Annotated in this window: 16 protein-coding genes; 9 read left to right on the top strand and 7 right to left on the bottom strand. The window is 56.0% G+C overall.

All coding sequences use genetic code 11. From position 1 onward, the window contains the following. Positions 1-2 precede the first annotated feature (2 nt). From fhuA to hrpB, 3 genes are all read right to left on the bottom strand, one after another. Positions 3-2258 (bottom strand): ferrichrome porin FhuA, encoded by a 2256-nt coding sequence (fhuA, locus tag ACW9E7_RS02660; RefSeq protein ID WP_458727216.1) that lies wholly within the window; start codon positions 2256-2258, stop codon positions 3-5. A 235-nt stretch (positions 2259-2493) separates the two neighbouring features. After that, positions 2494-5019, bottom strand: coding sequence for a bifunctional glycosyl transferase/transpeptidase (gene mrcB / locus ACW9E7_RS02655; RefSeq protein ID WP_458727215.1), 2526 nt, complete (start codon positions 5017-5019; stop codon positions 2494-2496). Positions 5020-5162: 143 nt separating this feature from the next. Then, positions 5163-7592, bottom strand: coding sequence for an ATP-dependent helicase HrpB (hrpB, locus tag ACW9E7_RS02650; RefSeq protein ID WP_458727214.1), 2430 nt, complete (start codon positions 7590-7592; stop codon positions 5163-5165). 73 nt (positions 7593-7665) lie between these two features. Here hrpB and thpR point away from each other — a divergent pair, with 73 nt between their 5' ends. The 9 genes from thpR to panD all read left to right on the top strand — a co-directional run bounded on the left by thpR (position 7666) and on the right by panD (position 14603). Further along, entirely contained in the window at positions 7666-8220 is a 555-nt protein-coding gene (gene thpR / locus ACW9E7_RS02645) for an RNA 2',3'-cyclic phosphodiesterase (protein ID WP_115876418.1), read from the top strand. Next, the gene (gene sfsA, locus ACW9E7_RS02640; protein WP_023310436.1) at positions 8210-8914 is read left to right on the top strand and encodes a DNA/RNA nuclease SfsA; all 705 of its coding nucleotides are present in this window, start codon (positions 8210-8212) and stop codon (positions 8912-8914) included. Before thpR ends, sfsA begins: the two co-directional genes overlap by 11 nt. 176 nt (positions 8915-9090) lie before the next feature. Beyond that, a complete protein-coding gene (gene dksA / locus ACW9E7_RS02635; RefSeq protein WP_001155232.1) occupies positions 9091-9546 on the top strand; it encodes an RNA polymerase-binding protein DksA in 456 nt (151 codons plus the stop codon). A 59-nt stretch (positions 9547-9605) separates the two neighbouring features. Continuing rightward, positions 9606-10496 (top strand): tRNA glutamyl-Q(34) synthetase GluQRS, encoded by an 891-nt coding sequence (gene gluQRS, locus ACW9E7_RS02630; RefSeq protein ID WP_143344656.1) that lies wholly within the window; start codon positions 9606-9608, stop codon positions 10494-10496. Between the two features lie 42 nt (positions 10497-10538). Beyond that, entirely contained in the window at positions 10539-11936 is a 1398-nt protein-coding gene (pcnB, locus tag ACW9E7_RS02625; protein WP_202977124.1) for a polynucleotide adenylyltransferase PcnB, read from the top strand. Continuing rightward, entirely contained in the window at positions 11933-12412 is a 480-nt protein-coding gene (gene folK, locus ACW9E7_RS02620) for a 2-amino-4-hydroxy-6-hydroxymethyldihydropteridine diphosphokinase (protein WP_458727213.1), read from the top strand. Before pcnB ends, folK begins: the two co-directional genes overlap by 4 nt. Before the next feature lie 122 nt (positions 12413-12534). Beyond that, the gene (panB, locus tag ACW9E7_RS02615) at positions 12535-13326 is read left to right on the top strand and encodes a 3-methyl-2-oxobutanoate hydroxymethyltransferase (protein ID WP_458727212.1); all 792 of its coding nucleotides are present in this window, start codon (positions 12535-12537) and stop codon (positions 13324-13326) included. A gap of 11 nt (positions 13327-13337) precedes the next feature. Continuing rightward, positions 13338-14189, top strand: coding sequence for a pantoate--beta-alanine ligase (gene panC, locus ACW9E7_RS02610; protein ID WP_115876422.1), 852 nt, complete (start codon positions 13338-13340; stop codon positions 14187-14189). 33 nt (positions 14190-14222) lie between these two features. Continuing rightward, on the top strand, positions 14223-14603 hold the full coding sequence (gene panD / locus ACW9E7_RS02605) for an aspartate 1-decarboxylase (protein ID WP_006810068.1): 381 nt from the start codon (positions 14223-14225) through the stop codon (positions 14601-14603). 3 nt (positions 14604-14606) lie between these two features. Here the strand turns inward: panD and ACW9E7_RS02600 are convergent, their stop codons facing one another. The 4 genes from ACW9E7_RS02600 to ACW9E7_RS02585 form a co-directional block, all read right to left on the bottom strand. Then, on the bottom strand, positions 14607-15854 hold the full coding sequence (locus ACW9E7_RS02600; protein ID WP_133293796.1) for a polysaccharide deacetylase family protein: 1248 nt from the start codon (positions 15852-15854) through the stop codon (positions 14607-14609). 62 nt (positions 15855-15916) lie between these two features. Beyond that, complete coding sequence (locus ACW9E7_RS02595) at positions 15917-16357, bottom strand: PTS sugar transporter subunit IIA (RefSeq protein WP_133293795.1); 441 nt, start codon at positions 16355-16357, stop codon at positions 15917-15919. Between the two features lie 104 nt (positions 16358-16461). After that, positions 16462-17232, bottom strand: a complete 771-nt coding sequence (locus ACW9E7_RS02590; protein WP_023334536.1) for an ABC transporter permease — start codon at positions 17230-17232, stop codon at positions 16462-16464. Continuing rightward, positions 17229-18155: an ABC transporter ATP-binding protein gene (locus ACW9E7_RS02585; protein ID WP_008501946.1), complete on the bottom strand. Its 927-nt coding sequence runs from the start codon at positions 18153-18155 to the stop codon at positions 17229-17231. The genes ACW9E7_RS02590 and ACW9E7_RS02585 overlap by 4 nt, the downstream gene beginning before the upstream one ends. Positions 18156-18198: the final 43 nt, after the last annotated feature.

Here is an 18198-nt window from a genome sequence, read left to right as displayed (position 1 = left end):
GATTAGAAGCGGAAGGTCGCGGTGGCAACAACCTGACGTTCAGCACCCCAGAAGCAGCCGTAGGTATTGAAGCAGCTGGCAACGTACTCACGATCGAACAGGTTGTTCACGTGCAGCGCCACGTTTGAGCCAGCCATGCCAACGCGTGCCAGATCGTATCTGACCAGCGCATCGACAACGGTATAGCTGCCCACCTTGAAGGAGTTCGCCGGATCGCCATAGCTTGAGCCCGTGTAACGCACGCCGGTACCCAGCGTCAGGCCAGACAGCGTACCGTCAAACAGCGTGTAATCACCCCACAGCGATGCCATGTGTTTTGGAACCTGAGCAGGCGTGTTGCCTTTATAAGTGGTGTCTGTGGTGTATTCGGCATCGGTATAGGTATAAGAACCCACCAGGTTAACGCTCGCAGACAGTGCCGCTTTCGCTTCCACCTCTACGCCACGCGCGCGGATTTCACCGCCCTGTACCGAGAAGAAGGAGCCCGCCGGGTCCGCCATCAGGTTGTTGGTTTTGGTCAACTGGTACAACGCACCGGTGACGACGATCGGACGATCGTTCGGCACGTATTTCACGCCCGCTTCGTACTGTTTGCCTTTAGACGGTGCAAAGACGTTGCCGTTCGCTCCGGTCTGAGAAGCCGGTTCAAACGACTCGCTATAGCTAAAGTACGGGGTTATACCGTTATCAAACAGGTAGTTAACGCCACCGCGCCAGGTGAACTGGGTATCATCACGTTTGGAGGTGGTGTTCGTCACGCGGTTGTAGGATTCCTGATCGGCCCAGTCATAACGACCGCCCAGGGTTACCAGGACTTTGTCCCACTCAATTTGATCCTGAGCGTAAACGCCGGTCTGTTTTTGCTTGTTCAACACCTGATAGGCACCTGACGGTCCAGGATGTGAACCGAAATCGAAATCGCTACGATCGAGGTTATAGATATCAGATGGCGCAACGGAACCGGCATAGCCGAACCACGAGTCGATGTCATTACGCATGCGCATGAAATCCACCCCAGTCAGCAGAGTATGATCGAGTGAACCTGTCGCGAACTTGCTCTGCAACTGCGTATCAACAGTGAAGTTTTCCAGCTTCTCGTTATCGATCACATACTGGCGAGTCAGCGTATGACCCCACTGCGACTGAGGAACGCTCGCGCAAGGGCTGGATGCCGGATTACTCGAGTAGAGCGGATCGGAACACATGCCGTAGCCGTAGACGCTGTTTTGGGAAGTTTTATTCTGCGCATAGCGCAGGTTCTGACGCACGGTAAAGGTATCGTTGAACTCGTGGTCGAAGCTATATCCCACCATTTTCTGGTTACGGGAATAGGTATTGTTCTTCGCGCCTTCGTTGAAGTTCGTCGGCAGACGATCGCCGTTCGGCAGCGGATCAACCGTTCCCTCTTTTGGCAGCCAGCCGTAGTAGCCCGTTTCAGGCTCGTTCTGGAAATAGGAGAGGAACGTGAAGGTGGTTTTATCATCCGGACGCCAGGAGAACGATGGCGCGATGGCGTAACGCTGCTCGCCCTTACCTTCCTGCTGGGAATTATTAGAACGCGCAACGCCCGTTAAACGGTAAGAGTAAACGCCGTCATCGTCGATTGCATCGCTAAAGTCGAACCCGGTCTGGAACAGGCTGTCCGTGCCGACTTTGAACTGGATCTCTTTCAGGGGCTCGGTTGTTGGGCGCTTACTGACCATGTTCAGCAACCCGCCTGGGCTGCTTTTGCCGTACAGAACGGAAACCGGACCGCGCATGATCTCGGCGCGCTCCAGCATATACGGATCAATCACCGCGTCGTTATAGAAGTTCCCCTGCATTTTCATGCCGTCGAGGTAGTTATTCTGCGTCTGACCATCGGCTGCGAAGCCGCGAATAATCAGATAGTCATAGGTGTTAGACGCACCGCGCGTGCCTACCGCAACGCCCGGCGTATAGCTCAGGGCTTCTTTCACCGAGCGCGGCTGATGCAGAGCCATCTCTTCGGCAGTGACGACAGAAATAGACTGCGGAACCTTTTGAATAGGGGTATCCGTTTTGGTTCCGGTCGCGGATTGCCTTGCGGCGATGGTAGCAGCAGGACCCCAGGCACTTTCCTGTGCCGCAGGAGCTGCTGTTACCGTAATGGTTTCTTCTTTTTTCGGGGTTTCGGCAGCATGTGCATAAGTTGACATGCCGGCAACCGCTGTAGCGACGACGACCGCGAGTTTACGCAGCGACGTGTTCATTGGCTGAGCAGTATTGGAAAGCGCCATGTTGAATCTCTGATGTGAAAGTGAATGATAACGTAAACGAGAATTATTATTATGAGCGCCAGAATAATATGCGAAACGCTGGTTGCATAGCAAGCAGTAAGCGGCCCTATGAGAATTAAGGGTTTAAGAAATCATCAAGAGAAAACGAAGGGTTAATCAGAGTTAAAACGAGGGTTAACTAAATGAGGTCTACGGGTAAAAAAAGCCCCCTTCCGGGGAAGAGGGCTTTACAAGGTTAGTTACCGCCGAACATGTCTTTAATCCAGCCCGCAACACCGTCGCTGTCTTTCTTCTCATTCTGCTGCTGCGGCTGTTGCTGCTGCGGCTGCTGTGGCTGAGAAGACTGGTCGAACGGGTTACCGGTCGGCTGTTCAGGCTGGCTCTGCTGGCACAGGGAATCCGGGTTGGTTGTCCAGACCGGCAGAGTACGCATTCCGCCGCCGCAGACGAAGTTACCGGAGCTGTCCACGCCCATATCGACGATATCTTCCGGCGCGACAAGGTTCAGCGGCACCGGGGACTGATTTGCCAGATAGCGCTGGTAAATCGACATCGCCCCGCTCGCGCCGTACAGCTTGGTCGGCTGGTTGTTATCGCGGCCTACCCAAGTGATCACCACTTCACGGCCATCAATCCCGGCAAACCAGGTATCGACGTTGTTGTTGGTGGTCCCGGTTTTACCCGCCAGATGCAGACCCGGATACTTCGCACCCAGCTGACGCCCGGTACCGCGCTGCACTACCTGCTGCATCGTCCACAGCGTCATATAGGCGGCCTGAGCAGGAACTGCACGCTCCGCCTGCGGGAAGCTCTGATACAGCACGGAGCCATCTTCGGCAATCACCGAACGCAGGGCGGAGAGCGGCGCGCGGTTACCGCCGCTGGCGATGGTCTGGAACGCCTGCGCCACTTCGATTGGCGTCAGGTTAAGCGCCCCGAGGATCATCGCCGGTACCGGGTGCAGCTGATCTTTCGCCACGCCAAGTTTTTGCCAGGTATCGACAATCGCTGGCAGTCCCAGCGACATGCCCAGGTTCACCGTTGGCACGTTCATGGAACGGGTCAACGCATCCACCAGCATGACCTGCCCGCTGAACTGTTTATCATCGTTCTGCGGTGACCAGACCTGGCCGTTGGGCTGGCGCAGGGAGATCGGCGCATCCGCAATCCAGGTATTCAGGCGATACTGATTTGGCTGACTCAGGGCAGTGAGATAGGTTGCTGGTTTTGCCAGAGAACCGATTGAGCGACGCGCCTGCATGGCGCGGTTATAGCCAGCAAACTGCGGCTCGGCACCGCCCACCATCGCGCGAACTTCGCCAGTGTTACGGTCAACCACCACCATCGCGGTTTCCAGATCGGAGAGCTTACGCTGTTTCTTCAGCGCCGGAATGCCTTCTACCGCTGCTTTTTCTGCCGCATCCTGCGCCACGGAGTCAAAGGTGGTGAAGATCTTCACGCCGGAGAGATCTTTGACCTTATCGCCAAGCTTGCTTTGCAGTTCCTGACGCACCAGCTGCATAAATGCAGGCTGAGGCGAGATCACCCCACCGCGCGGCTGAACGCCAAGCGGACGTGCGCTCAGCATGTCGTACAGCTCCTGGTCGATCACCTGCTGTTGTTGCAGCAGACGCAGCACCAGGTTACGACGCTCCAGCGCCAGTTTCGGGTTACGCCACGGGTTATAAATGGACGCCCCTTTCACCATGCCCACCAGCAGCGCCTGCTGATCCAGGCTCAGCTCTTCCACCGGACGGCCAAAGTAGTACAGGCTCGCCAGCGGGAAGCCGCGGATTTCGTTATCGCCGCTCTGACCGAGGTAGACCTCGTTCATGTACAGCTCAAGGATACGATCCTTGCTGTAGCGCGCATCCATCAGCACGGCCATATAGGCTTCGTTCGCTTTACGCCAGTAGGAGCGCTCGCTGGAGAGGAACAGGTTCTTCACCAGCTGCTGGGTCAGCGTACTCGCCCCCTGCACGGTACGACCCGCCGTCAGGTTCGCCAGCACCGCACGACCAATCGAGTAGAGGCTGATGCCGTCGTGCTCGTAGAAGTGACGGTCTTCGGTTGCCAGCAGGGTATCGACCAGCAGATCCGGGAAGCCATTACGCGCCACGAACAGACGCTGCTCGCCGTTTGCCGACGAGAGCATGGTGATCAGACGCGGATCTAGACGGAAGAAACCGAACTGGCGGTTATTATCCATGTTCTCGATGGTATCCAGACGATCGCCGTCAAAGGTCAGACGCGCTCGCACCTGACCCTCTTTGCTGTCCGGGAAATCAAACGGACGACGGATCATCTCAATGCTGTTCGCCTGCACGGTAAATTCGCCAGGCCTCGTCATTTTTGACACCTGACGATACTGGGTGGCTTCCAGCAGTTTAACCATCTCGTTCTTAGTGATGGACATATCTGGCTCAAGGTTCACCATACGGCCATACACTGCCGCAGGTAACTGCCAGACTTTACCGTCGATACGGCTGCGGATCTTCTGATCGAGATACACGCCGTAAATCGCCATCAGCACGACAAAAACAATAAACAGCTTCAGCAGCAGCCAGAACCAGCCGCGCTTGCCCCGAGGCTTACGCCCTTTGCCTTTCCCTTTACGCGGCATCGGTTCTTCATCCTCATCATCGTCTTCATAGTCATCGTCATAGTCCTCATCTCTGAGGCGACGACGGCTTACTTTTTCCTTCGCCGGACGCGTTGGTTTTCCCTTACGTCCTATTGGCTCGCGGTCATTCCCCGCCATGCTTTTTCTCCGCAACTTTCAGGCGCAAAGGCCAGATTTTCTTTTCTTTCACAGGCCTGTGAAAGAAGAAATCTCTCAAAATTTGTTTTCTCCCTCTCCCCGTGGGAGAGAGCCGGGGTGAGGGCATCAGGCCACACTCCCTTTTACGAATATTTCTTCGTTCGCCGCGTCGGCGCCGTATTCGCCGGATCGTCCGGCCAGACGTGTTTGGGATATCGCCCCTTCATCTCTTTCTGCACGTCACGGTAGCTCCCCGCCCAGAACGCCCCTAAATCTCGGGTGATCTGCAAGGGGCGATGCGCAGGCGACAGCAGTTCAAGCACCAACGGCACGCGCCCTTCCGCAATGGACGGCGTGGTGGCTTCACCAAACATCTCCTGCATCCGAACCGCCAGCGCCGGCGGATTTTCCTCATGATAACGGATAGTAATCCGGCTTCCGGTCGGCACAGTGTAATGCCCTGGCAGTTCACTATCCAGACGTTGACGTAATGACCAGTTCAGTAAATTCTGTAACGCAGTCTTAACATCAAGCGCCTTAAGGGCTCGCAGAGAGTGTACGCCGCTCATCTGCGGCAGTAGCCAGTGCTCAAGCGTAGCCAGCAGCGTCTCGTCATCCACCGCAGGCCAACTATATTCCGGTAGCCACTTCGCGGCGCAGTGCAGACGAATGCGGTACTGATCCGCTTCCGGCGTCCAGTTCAGGGCACTCAACCCTTTTTCCCGAATACCGTTCAGCATCGCCTGATGCAGCTCTTCTTCCGACGGCTTCGCCAGCGGCTTCGTTCCAAGCGTCAGCTTTCCAATCTGGCTGCGACGAAACGCCTTAAGCGTGCCCTGGGCGTCATCCCACTCCACGGTATCAGATTGCTGAAGCAGCTGCGGACAGGTACGCGTCAGGGCGTCAATATCTACGGCTATCGCCTGCAGGATACGCGCATCCGGAGAATGGCTGCCCTGCAGCAGGAGCGGCGCAATCAGCCACTCATGACGCGTCAGGGCGTCATCGCTGTCCAGCATCGCACCCATGCCGTTTGCCAGCTGGTAGCGACCGTCCAGCCCGCGCCGACGCGCAATCCTGTCCGGGAAGGCCTGGGCCAGCAGGAAGGCAATCTTATCGCTGTCAGGCGCTCCTCCCCGGCTATTCAGGCGTTTGCTCAGCTGCTGCGCCCGCTGCTGCCAGTTTCCCTGATTGCGCGAAAAAGCCTGCCCCAGATCGCTGTTGCCTCCACGCGGCGGCTCCTCAAGAATAGCCGCCAGTTTTGCCGCCGTGGCAATTTCATCTTCCCCTTGCGCAGCCACCAGCATCGCAGCCAGACGCGGATCGTTGCCCAGCGCCGCCATTTTCTGGCCGCGCGCCGTCAGACGCTCGCCTTCCAGCGCGCCAAGCTGCGTCAGCAACGTGCGCGCAGCGGTGAGGTTTACGACAGGGGGAGGATTGAGCCAGGTGAGCTGCTCAGGGTTCGGGCAGCCCCACTGGAGTAGATCCATCACCAGACCAGACAAATCACTTTGTAAAATTTCCGGCGAGCTTTGCTGTGCAGCACGTTCAGCCTGTTCCGCGCTGGTCAAATGCAGGCAGATACCCGGCTCAAGACGCCCCGCTCGGCCAGCGCGCTGCACCATCGACGCCTGGCTGATGCGCTGCGTCAGGAGTTTAGTCAGCCCGGTACGCGGGTCAAAGCTTGCCACCCGCTCCTGCGCGCTATCCACCACCAGGCGAATACCTTCAATGGTCAAACTGGTTTCAGCAATGTTGGTTGCCAGCACCACCTTGCGCTGCCCCACCGGGGCAGGAAGGATAGCTTTACGCTGATCCTGCAGTGACAGCGCGCCGTAAAGCGGGCAAAGCAGCACATCGCCGCCTACGCGGGTAGAAAGGTGCTCCTGCACGCGCTGGATCTCACCGACACCCGGCAAAAACAGAAGCAGCGAGCCGGGTTCCTGACGCAGCAGTTCTGCGGTTGCGATGGCGACCGCTTCGTCAAAACGCTGATGGGTCAAAAGCGGTTGATAGCGGCGTTCAACTGGATACGCCCGCCCTTCAGAGCTGATAACAGGCGCATCGGGTAGCGCCTGCCGTAGCCGCTCATTGTCCAGCGTGGCCGACATTATCAAAAGCCGGAGATCGTCGCGCAGCCCCTGCTGAACGTCCAGCAACAGCGCGAGGGCCAGATCCGCCTGCAGGCTGCGCTCGTGGAATTCATCCAGGATCACCAGCCCAACGCCGTTCAGCTCCGGATCGTTTTGCAGCATGCGGGTAAGAATGCCCTCGGTGACCACTTCAAGACGCGTGGTCGGGCCAACGCAGGTTTCGGCACGCATCCTGTAACCTACCGTTTCGCCCGGTTTTTCATTCAGCAGCTCCGCCAGACGCTGCGCCACGTTGCGCGCGGCCAGCCTGCGCGGCTCCAGCAGGATAATTTTCCCGCTGATGTTCCCGTCTTTCAGAATCTGCAGCGGCAGCCAGGTGGACTTACCCGCCCCCGTCGGGGCACTGAGCAAAACCTGCGGGGAATGGCGTAAGGCAGCGAGAAGGTCAGGAAGAACGACGGCGACCGGCAATGAGGACACTAACAGCTCCAGAGGGTTAACATTAGTCGGCGTACATTGTAGCATCGGCGCATATCATTACCGAGTCCTCCGTATGCCTGAGTCGAAACGGCTGTTTTTTGCCATTGAATTGCCCACCACGATACAGCGTCAAATTGTTCGCTGGCGTGCCGACAACTTCGCGCCGGAAGCAGGCCGTCCTGTTGCGGCGGCTAACCTGCACCTGACGCTGGCCTTTTTGGGCGACGTCAGCGCCGAAAAACAGCGGGCATTAGCCGCAATGGCCGGGCGTATTGCCCAGCCGGAATTTACGCTGCAACTTGACGACGCGGGTCAGTGGCTGCGTTCGCGCGTGGTCTGGCTGGGAACGCGCCAGCCGCCGCGCGGATTATTGCAGCTGGCGAACATGCTGCGCGCGCAGGCGGCGCGCAGCGGCTGTTATCAGAGCCCACAGCCGTTTCATCCGCATATCACGCTGCTGCGCGATGCCGGTCAGGCCGTTGCCATCCCGCCGCCGGGTTTTCACTGGGCGTTTCCGGTCAACACATTCGCGCTTTATGAATCCGTCTTTGCACAGGGACGCACCCGCTATACGCCACTACAGCGCTGGACGCTGGGCAACACCGAAAGGAATTCTGATGAAGTTTAGTCCTCCTCTGCAGCACGCCACGTTAATCCAACGCTACAAACGCTTCCTCGCCGACGTGATTACCCCCGAAGGGGTTCAGCTCACCCTGCACTGCCCCAATACCGGTGCCATGACGGGATGTGCGACGCCGGGTGACAGAGTCTGGTATTCCACATCAGAAAATAGTAAACGCAAATATGCCCATACCTGGGAAATGACCGAAACGCAAAACGGGGCATTTATTTGCGTCAATACCCAGCGCGCAAATCAGCTGGTTAAGGAAGCGCTGACCCTTGGCACCATTCCCGAACTGGTGGGATATGGCACGCATAAAAGTGAAGTGAAATATGGCGATGAAGGCAGCAGAATTGACTTCATGTTACAGGCGGAAGACAGGCCCGAGTGCTATATTGAAGTGAAATCAGTGACGTTAGCGGAACAGGAAAATGGCTACTTCCCGGATGCGGTAACGCTACGTGGCCAGAAGCATCTGCGAGAGCTAATGAGTGTTGCGGCGGCGGGCAAACGCGCCGTATTGCTGTTTGCAGTATTGCATTCAGCCATTGAACGTTTCTCCCCTGCCCGCCATATTGACCCTAAATACGCGCAATTGTTGAATGAGGCACAAAAGCAGGGGGTAGAGGTTTTCGCTTATAAAGCGGAACTTTCTGCCGATAATATGACTCTGAGATCCTCTCTTCCCATTGTCTTATAAGGGATTAGACGATTGACGAATAAGTGTTCTGGCCGCGTGCGCAAATACGCTTTTCCTCACAGGCTTGTCAAGTGTTACGTTTAGATAATTGCCATACGGAAAAGCATCTGCTATTTATAGCGACCTGATTTTTCCCCCAACACGGGGATCGATAGTGCGTGTTAAGGAGAAGCAACATGCAAGAAGGGCAAAACCGTAAAACATCGTCCCTGAGTATTCTCGCCATCGCTGGGGTGGAGCCGTATCAAGAGAAGCCGGGCGAAGAGTATATGAACGAAGCCCAGCTGTCGCACTTCAAGCGTATTCTTGAAGCATGGCGTAATCAACTCAGGGATGAAGTCGATCGCACCGTTACTCATATGCAGGATGAAGCTGCCAACTTCCCGGATCCGGTAGACCGTGCCGCTCAGGAAGAAGAGTTCAGCCTCGAACTGCGTAACCGTGACCGCGAACGCAAACTGATCAAAAAGATCGAGAAAACGCTGAAAAAAGTCGAAGACGAAGATTTTGGCTACTGCGAATCCTGCGGTGTTGAAATCGGTATTCGTCGCCTGGAAGCGCGTCCAACCGCCGATCTGTGCATCGACTGTAAAACGCTGGCCGAAATCCGCGAAAAACAGATGGCCGGTTAACACCAGCGCTGTTTACACACTCCAAAGGCGGGAGTCTCTCCCGCCTTGTTACTGTTGATATGTCTGAATCACACTATATTGGGCGCTTCGCGCCATCTCCTTCCGGTGAATTACACTTCGGCTCATTAATTGCCGCGCTCGGCAGCTACCTGCAGGCTCGCGCCCGCCGGGGAAAATGGCTTGTCCGCATTGAAGATATTGACCCTCCGCGTGAAGTTCCCGGTGCAGCAGAGACTATTCTGCGTCAGCTGGAACATTACGGTCTTCACTGGGATGACGAGGTGCTCTGGCAGTCAAAACGTCACGATGCTTATCGGGAACGTCTGGCCTGGCTTCGCGATCGGGGGCTTTCCTATAACTGCACCTGCACCCGCGCCCGTATCCAGAGCGTAGGAGGGGTTTATGATGGTCACTGTCGTACGCTCAACCTTCCCCCGGAAAATGCCGCCGTGCGCATCAAGCAGCGCTCCCCGGTGACGCGCTTTAACGATCTCCTCTCCGGTGAGATTCATGCCGATGAACGTCTGGCGCGTGAGGATTTTATTATTCACCGTCGTGACGGCCTTTTCGCCTACAACCTGGCCGTGGTCGTCGACGATCGTTTTCAGGGCGTGACGGAGATTGTGCGCGGGGCGGATCTGGTCGAGCCCACCGTGCGACAAATATCGCTATATCACCAGTTTGGCTGGACGGCCCCGGATTACATTCATCTGCCGCTGGCGGTTAATGCGCAGGGCTTAAAATTGTCAAAGCAGAACCACGCCCCGGCCCTGCCAGAGGGCGATCCGCGTCCTGTTTTGATCGACGCGCTGCGGTTTCTCAACCAGAATGTAACCAACGAATGGCAGGATCTGCGTATTGACGAACTGCTGAAAATGGCCGTTGCCAACTGGACGCTCGCGGCAGTGCCAAAAATCCAGCATTCTCAAATGCGTTGCGCTGAGCTATGATTAGCCGCTTTTTTCATAACAAAACACACTACGAGGTGTACCATTTTTACCCGAGTCGCTAATTTTTGCCGTAAAGTGCTAAGCCGCGAAGAGAGCATGGCGAACGATGCTATTGCACAGCCACACATGTCGGTTATCCCGCGTGAGCAGCACACAATTTCCCGCAAAGATATCAGTGAAAATGCCCTCAAGGTGCTCTATCGTCTGAATAAAGCGGGCTACGAGGCCTATCTCGTAGGCGGTGGAGTGCGTGATTTACTGCTGGGCAAAAAACCGAAAGATTTCGACGTGACGACCAGCGCCACGCCTGAGCAGGTGCGCAAACTATTCCGTAACTGCCGTCTCGTTGGCCGCCGTTTCCGTCTGGCTCACGTGATGTTTGGGCCAGAAATTATCGAAGTGGCGACCTTCCGCGGACACCACGAAGCGGGCGCGTCCGATCGCACGACGTCACAGCGCGGCCAGAACGGTATGCTGCTGCGTGACAATATCTTCGGATCCATCGAAGAAGATGCCCAGCGTCGCGACTTCACCATCAATAGCCTTTATTACAGCGTGGCGGATTTCACAGTGCGCGATTACGTCGGCGGCATGCAGGACCTGAAAGAAGGTCTGATCCGTCTGATCGGCACGCCGGAAACGCGCTATCGTGAAGATCCCGTGCGTATGCTGCGCGCCGTGCGTTTCGCCGCCAAGCTGAACATGCGCATCAGCCCGGAAACGGCAGAGCCTATTCCGCGTCTGGCGACTCTGATTAACGACGTGCCCCCTGCCCGCCTGTTCGAAGAGGCCCTGAAGCTGCTGCAGGCCGGCCACGGCTTTGAAACCTACAATCTGCTGCGTGAATACAACCTGTTCCAGCCGCTGTTCCCGACCATTACCCGCTACTTCACCGAAAACGGTGACAGCCCAATGGAGCGGATGATTGTGCAGGTGCTGAAAAATACCGATACCCGCATTCGCAACGACATGCGCGTGAACCCGGCGTTCCTGTTTGCCGCGATGTTCTGGTATCCGCTGCTGGAAACGGCCCAGCGCATCACCCAGGAGAGCGGACTCGCCTATTACGATGCGTTCGCGCTGGCCGCCAACGACGTGCTCGACGAAGGCTGCCGCACGCTCGCCATTCCGAAACGTATTACCACTCTGGTGCGCGATATCTGGCAGCTTCAGCTGCGCATGTCCCGTCGTCAGGGCAAACGCGCCTGGAAGCTGATGGAGCATCCTAAATTCCGCGCAGCCTTCGATCTCCTGTCGCTGCGCGCGGAAATTGAACGCAACCAGGAGCTGCAGCGTCTGGCGCAGTGGTGGGCCGAATTCCAGGTTTCCGCCCCGCCAGAGCAGAAAGATATGTTGACCGGGCTGGATGAAGAGCCGGAACCGCGTCGCCGTCATCGTCGCCCGCGCAAACGCGCGCCGCGTCGTGAAGGAACAGCATGACCCTCGCGTATATCGCCATCGGCAGCAATTTAGCCTCTCCGCTGGAGCAGGTGAATGCTGCCGTACAGGCGCTGGGTGAGATCCCGCAAAGCAAGATTGTGGCTGTCTCCTCGTTCTACCGCACTCCGCCGTTGGGTCCGCAGGATCAGCCTGATTATCTGAACGCCGCCGTGATCCTTGAGACTGAACTGGGCCCAGAAGAGCTGCTGGACAATACCCAGCGCATCGAACTGCAGCAGGGCCGCGTTCGCAAAGCCGAGCGCTGGGGACCGCGCACGCTGGACCTCGACATTATGCTGTTTGGTCACGAGACCATTAACACTGAACGTCTCACCGTTCCGCATTACGACATGAAAAATCGCGGGTTTATGCTCTGGCCGCTGTTTGAAGTCGCCCCCGATCTTATCTTCCCGGATGGCCCCCCACTTAAGTCCATTCTGGACAGCCTCAACGCGGAAAGACCCGCTCGCTGGTGATCGGGTTCCCCTGCTGATTAGCCTCAAAATAATTGTGGCTAATCGGTTACCTAAAATCATTGTTCCCTCGAATGTTACTGTTAGAATGCGCAAAGATTCGCTTTGGGCTATCAGGAAACAGTATGAAACCAACCACCATCTCCTTACTGCAGAAATGCAAACAGGAAAAAAAACGCTTCGCCACCATCACCGCGTATGACTACAGCTTCGCCAAACTGTTTGCCGAAGAGGGGATCAACGTCATGCTGGTCGGAGATTCGTTAGGGATGACGGTACAAGGACATGATTCCACCCTGCCGGTGACGGTTGAGGATATCGCTTACCATACCCGCGCCGTGCGCCGTGGCGCCCCAGCCTGCCTGCTGCTTTCCGATCTGCCGTTTATGGCCTACGCCACGCCGGAGCAGGCATTTGAAAACGCGGCAGCGGTGATGCGTGCGGGCGCTAATATGGTCAAAGTTGAAGGCGGCACCTGGCTGGTGGATACGGTGAAGATGCTCACCGAGCGTGCCGTGCCGGTGTGCGGCCATTTGGGTTTGACGCCGCAATCCGTCAACATCTTTGGTGGATATAAAGTGCAGGGCCGTGGTGATGCAGCCCAGACGCTGCTGGATGATGCCCTGGCGCTGGAAGCCGCAGGTGCCCAACTGCTGGTGCTGGAGTGCGTGCCGGTTGAGCTGGCGAAGCGCATTACTGAAGCTCTGTCGATTCCGGTGATTGGTATTGGTGCGGGCAACGTGACTGACGGTCAGATTCTGGTGATGCACGACGCCTTTGGCATCACTGGCGGACATATTCCAAAATTTGCCAAAAATTTCCTCACCGAAGCGGGCGACATGCGCGCTGCGGTCAGGCAGTATATTGCCGACGTTGAATCCGGTGTTTACCCGGGTGAAGAACACAGTTTCCATTAAGGAGTCTCGTTGTGCTAATCATTGAAACCCTGCCGCTGCTTCGCCAGCATATCCGTCGTGCGCGTCAGGAAGGTAAACGTATCGCACTGGTCCCGACCATGGGCAACCTGCATGACGGTCATATGAAGCTGGTTGACGAAGCAAGAGCCCGTGCAGATATCGTGGTGGTCAGTATCTTCGTTAACCCAATGCAGTTTGACCGCGCCGACGATCTGGCACGCTATCCGCGTACCCTGCAGGAAGATTGCGAGAAGCTAAAAAAACGCCATGCGGATATCGTCTTCTCACCTGCACCGGCGGATGTTTACCCGCAGGGTACTGAAGAGACAACCTACGTTGACGTCCCGGGGATTTCCACAATGCTCGAAGGCGCGAGCCGCCCGGGTCATTTCCGCGGCGTATCGACCATCGTCAGCAAGCTGTTCAACCTGGTGCAGCCGGACGTTGCCTGCTTCGGTGAGAAAGATTTCCAACAGCTGGCGCTGATCCGCAAGATGGTTGCGGATATGGGTTACGATATCGAGATTGTCGGCGTACCGATTGTACGCGCCAAAGACGGTCTGGCGCTCAGCTCGCGAAATGGCTACCTGACCGCCGACCAGCGTAAAATCGCGCCGGGCTTAAGCAAGGTCATGAATACCATGGCAGAACAGCTTCTGGCGAAAGAGTTAACTGCCGAAGAGATTATTGCTCTGGCTGAACAGGCGCTGAACGATAAAGGCTTCCGCGCTGATGATATTCAAATTCGCGATGCCGACACGCTTCTGGAGCTTACACAGACCAGCAAACGTGCGGTCATTCTGGTGGCGGCATGGCTTGGTCAGGCCCGCCTAATCGACAACAAAGTGGTTGAACTGGCGTAGGTTTCTCTACCCGGAAGATGAAAGGTAAACGTAATGATTCGCAAAATGCTGCAAGGTAAGCTTCACCGTGTGAAAGTCACCCAGGCCGACCTGCACTATGAAGGCTCCTGCGCCATCGACCAGGATTTCCTTGATGCCGCGGGCATCCTTGAAAACGAAGCGATTGATATCTGGAACGTTAACAACGGCAAACGTTTCTCAACCTATGCCATCGCCGCCGAGCGCGGGTCTAAAATCATCTCCGTTAACGGCGCGGCAGCGCACTGCGCTGACGTGGGCGATATTGTGATTATCGCCAGCTTCGTGATGATGTCTGATGAAGAGGCACGCCGCTGGCAGCCGAAAGTCGCCTATTTTGAAGGCGACAACGACATGAAACGTACCGCGAAGGCGATTCCGGTTCAGGTTGCTTAAGCATTATCCCTGCGGCTGATTGCTGATCAGCCGCGACATTGTTTCCAGCGAATCCGTTCTTAAGATGTACAGGCGTTTCAGTAAGAACGGATTATCACCCGGCTTCACCTTACCTTTCACCGTCGTCACTGCCAGATGGAAACCGGCATCATTTGCCGCCTTTATCGCTTTATTGTCGTAGCCGCCAAACGGATAGGAAAGATAGAGTACGCGCGGGTTAAACTGCGCCAGCGCGCGACGCGAGCGTTCAAAATCAAACAAAATCACGTGATAGCTGCGGCTCAGTAAAATCGGGTGCTTATACCCATCCACGCGGTGCAGGAAGTGGGTATGAGACTGAATATCAAACACATCCTGAATGCCCTTAATCTCCTGCACGCTCATAAACTGCAGCGATTTAGGATCCCATTTCTGCGGGTGGCCTTTAATGCGGGAAGAGATAATAAATGCGGTAGCGTTGAAGCCGTACTCTTTCAGCACAGGATAGGCATAGCGGCTGACAGATTTCAGGCCGTCGTCAAAGGTTATTACCACCGATTTTGCAGGCAGGTTCATTTTGTTACGCACGTACCCTTCCAGCTGGTACATCGTCAGGGTGGTATAGCCCTGATCGCGTAACCAGGCCATCTGGTTGTTAAACGCACGTACGCTGGTGGTCGTGGACGTATGTCGAAAGCGCGTGTTTTCTTCATCACGCAAAATATGATGGTAGGTCAGAACCGGAAGTCCATTATCTTCCTGCGCATCCAGGCTGCTGATCCACGCCAGACGATTGCCGATGCGGATCTGAAACCAGGTCTGATTCAGGCGGTCTTTCAGTTTGTTTAATATGGGATAGCGAAGATTGGCGCTTAATGTGCCGAACGGCGCGCTACCGCTCGACGGCGCGTTATAGACCGGCGTGTCTTTCCAGGTAATGAGATTCTGATTGCTCAGGGGTTTATTGAGATCGCCGAGGCTGTCCTCAACGCGCTGTTTCCCCTGAACCGGCTCCAGGTGCCCTTTATCGATAAAACCCGTGCCAAAACCGAAGCGAAATTCATAGTAGTCCGCCGCCGCGGGCACGACGGCCAGGATCTGCCCGGCGCGCACGTTACCGACGTTGATCACGCTGTTTCCCACCTGCGCCCAGATCGCCGCGTCTTCGGTGGTTTGCATGTACTGGGCAGGCAGCGTTTGCTGGCTGAGTAAACTGGCTGAGCTGACGCCGGAAATGAGCATCAATAGCAGGAAAAGAATGCGCGGTAGCATGGTGTCTTAATCGGTGCGGAAAACTGCCGCTATTGTAACAAATGAGACATCAATACCAACGTTTAATTCTTATACAAATCGTGGAGCAGGACGAAAGGAGGATTTTTTTGCTGCTGATGCCACAAGCTGCTGACGCCCGGAACGCCCTGCGCCACGATGGCCTGGCGAAACTCAGCGCTGCTTAAGGATCCACGCTGCGGATACATTAACGCCAGCAGGGAGAGGTTAATACCCGAGATCACTTCACAGCACGCGTGCTTATGGCTGAGCAAAGCGGCTGCGCGGTAAGGCGCCGCGCCCGATTTATCGGTAAGAAAGATCACGCCATCACCGGTGTCGGTTTCATGCAGGGCATCGCACATCATGCGGCTAAGCATGTTGGTGCTCAACCCGCGCCAGTAGTTTACCGCCCGGCATTGCACCAGCGGGCCAAATCTGGCTTCAAGCTTATCCAGTATTTCCTGCGCCTGTTCATCGTGGCAGGTGATAACCCATCCCAGCATAACTCTCTCCTTAGCAGGCAAGTAGTTTAGCGAAGTGAAGGTTAGCTTTCGGTGATAACTGTCAAAGAAAGTGCCCGGCAAACTAAACGTCGCCGGGCAAAAGATTAGCTGCGCAGACCGCGTCCGCGCTGGATCAGATACCAGCAGAGCAGGTAGAAGGCGATGATGAACACCACCAGCACCGCTACCGTGGTAAACAGCGGCACATCGGTAATGCCGAGGAAGCCAAAGCGAAAACCGCTGATCATGTAGACAATCGGGTTCAGGTGCGACAGCGCCTGCCAGAACGGTGGCAGCAGCGTCAGGGAGTAGAACACCCCGCCGAGATAGGTCAGCGGCGTCAGCACGAAGGTCGGAATCAGGCTGATATCGTCAAACGTCTTAGCGAACACAGCGTTCAGTAATCCGGCCAGCGAGAAGAGGATTGCCGTCAGGAGCAGCGTCAGCGCGACGAACAGCCACGAGTGGACCTGGAACGGCACGAAGAACAGCGAAATCGCCGTGACCAGGATCCCCACGCACAGCCCGCGCGCTACGCCGCCGCCAACATAGCCCGCGATAATGACGTGCGTCGGCACAGGCGCAACCAGCAGCTCTTCAATATTGCGCTGGAACTTAGCACTGAAGAATGACGACGCCACGTTGGCGTAGGCGTTAGTAATCACCGCCATCATAATCAGTCCCGGCACGATAAACTGCATATAGGTAAAGCCGTGCATTTCACCAATCCGGGAACCAATCAGGTTACCGAAGATGATGAAATAGAGCGTCATCGTGATGACCGGTGGCACCAGGGTTTGCACCCAGATACGCATAAAGCGGTTAATCTCTTTCGCCCAGATGCTTTTCAGCGCGACCCAGTAAAGATGCGTCATGCCTTGTCTCCTTGTTTGTCCTGTACCAGAGAGACAAACAGCTCTTCCAGTCGGTTCGCTTTGTTACGCATACTTAAGACCTGAATCCCCTGCGCGCTCAGCTGCGAGAACACACTGTTAATCCCCTGCTCGCGCAGCACTTCCACCTCCAGCGTCGAGGTATCGACGAGGCGATACTGATACCCTTCAAGCTTCGGCAGCGGGCTTTTAGCCGCCAGATCGAGGATGAAGGTTTCTGATTTCAGCTTGGAGAGCAGATTCTTCATCGAGGTGTTCTCCACCAGCTCACCGTGCTGGATGATGCCGATGTTGCGGCAGAGCATTTCCGCCTCTTCAAGGTAGTGGGTGGTCAGAATAATGGTGGTGCCTTTGTCGTTGAGATCCTTCAGGAAGCCCCACATGGAGCGGCGCAGTTCAATATCGACACCCGCCGTCGGCTCATCAAGAATCAGCAGTTTTGGCTCGTGCATCAGCGCGCGGGCAATCATCAGGCGGCGCTTCATCCCGCCGGATAGCATCCGGGCGCGTTCGTTACGCTTTTCCCACAGGTCGAGCTGCTTGAGGTATTTTTCGCTCCGCTCCAGGGCCTCTTTACGCTCGACGCCGTAATAGCCCGCCTGGTTAACGACGATTTGCTGCACCGTCTCGAACGGGTTGAAGTTGAACTCCTGTGGTACCAGCCCCAGCTGGCGCTTGGCGTTGACCACATCTTTTTGCAGGTCATAACCAAAGACGCTCACCCGGCCGGACGTTTTATTGACCAGCGAACTGATAATCCCAATGGTGGTCGATTTCCCCGCGCCGTTCGGCCCCAGAAGCGCGTAAAAATCACCGGCCTCTACTTTTAGATCTATTCCGCGTAGCGCCTGAACGCCGCCCGGATAGGTTTTTTTAAGCTGCTCAAGCTCCAGTGCAATTGCCATGAAATTAACTTACCTTCAGTTCTGACACACGTTGTGTGGTTTC

Source organism: Enterobacter sp. H2G27, assembly GCF_054403075.1.
Note: the sequence above shows the minus strand (reverse complement) of the source record. Positions and strands in the feature narration are given on the sequence as shown.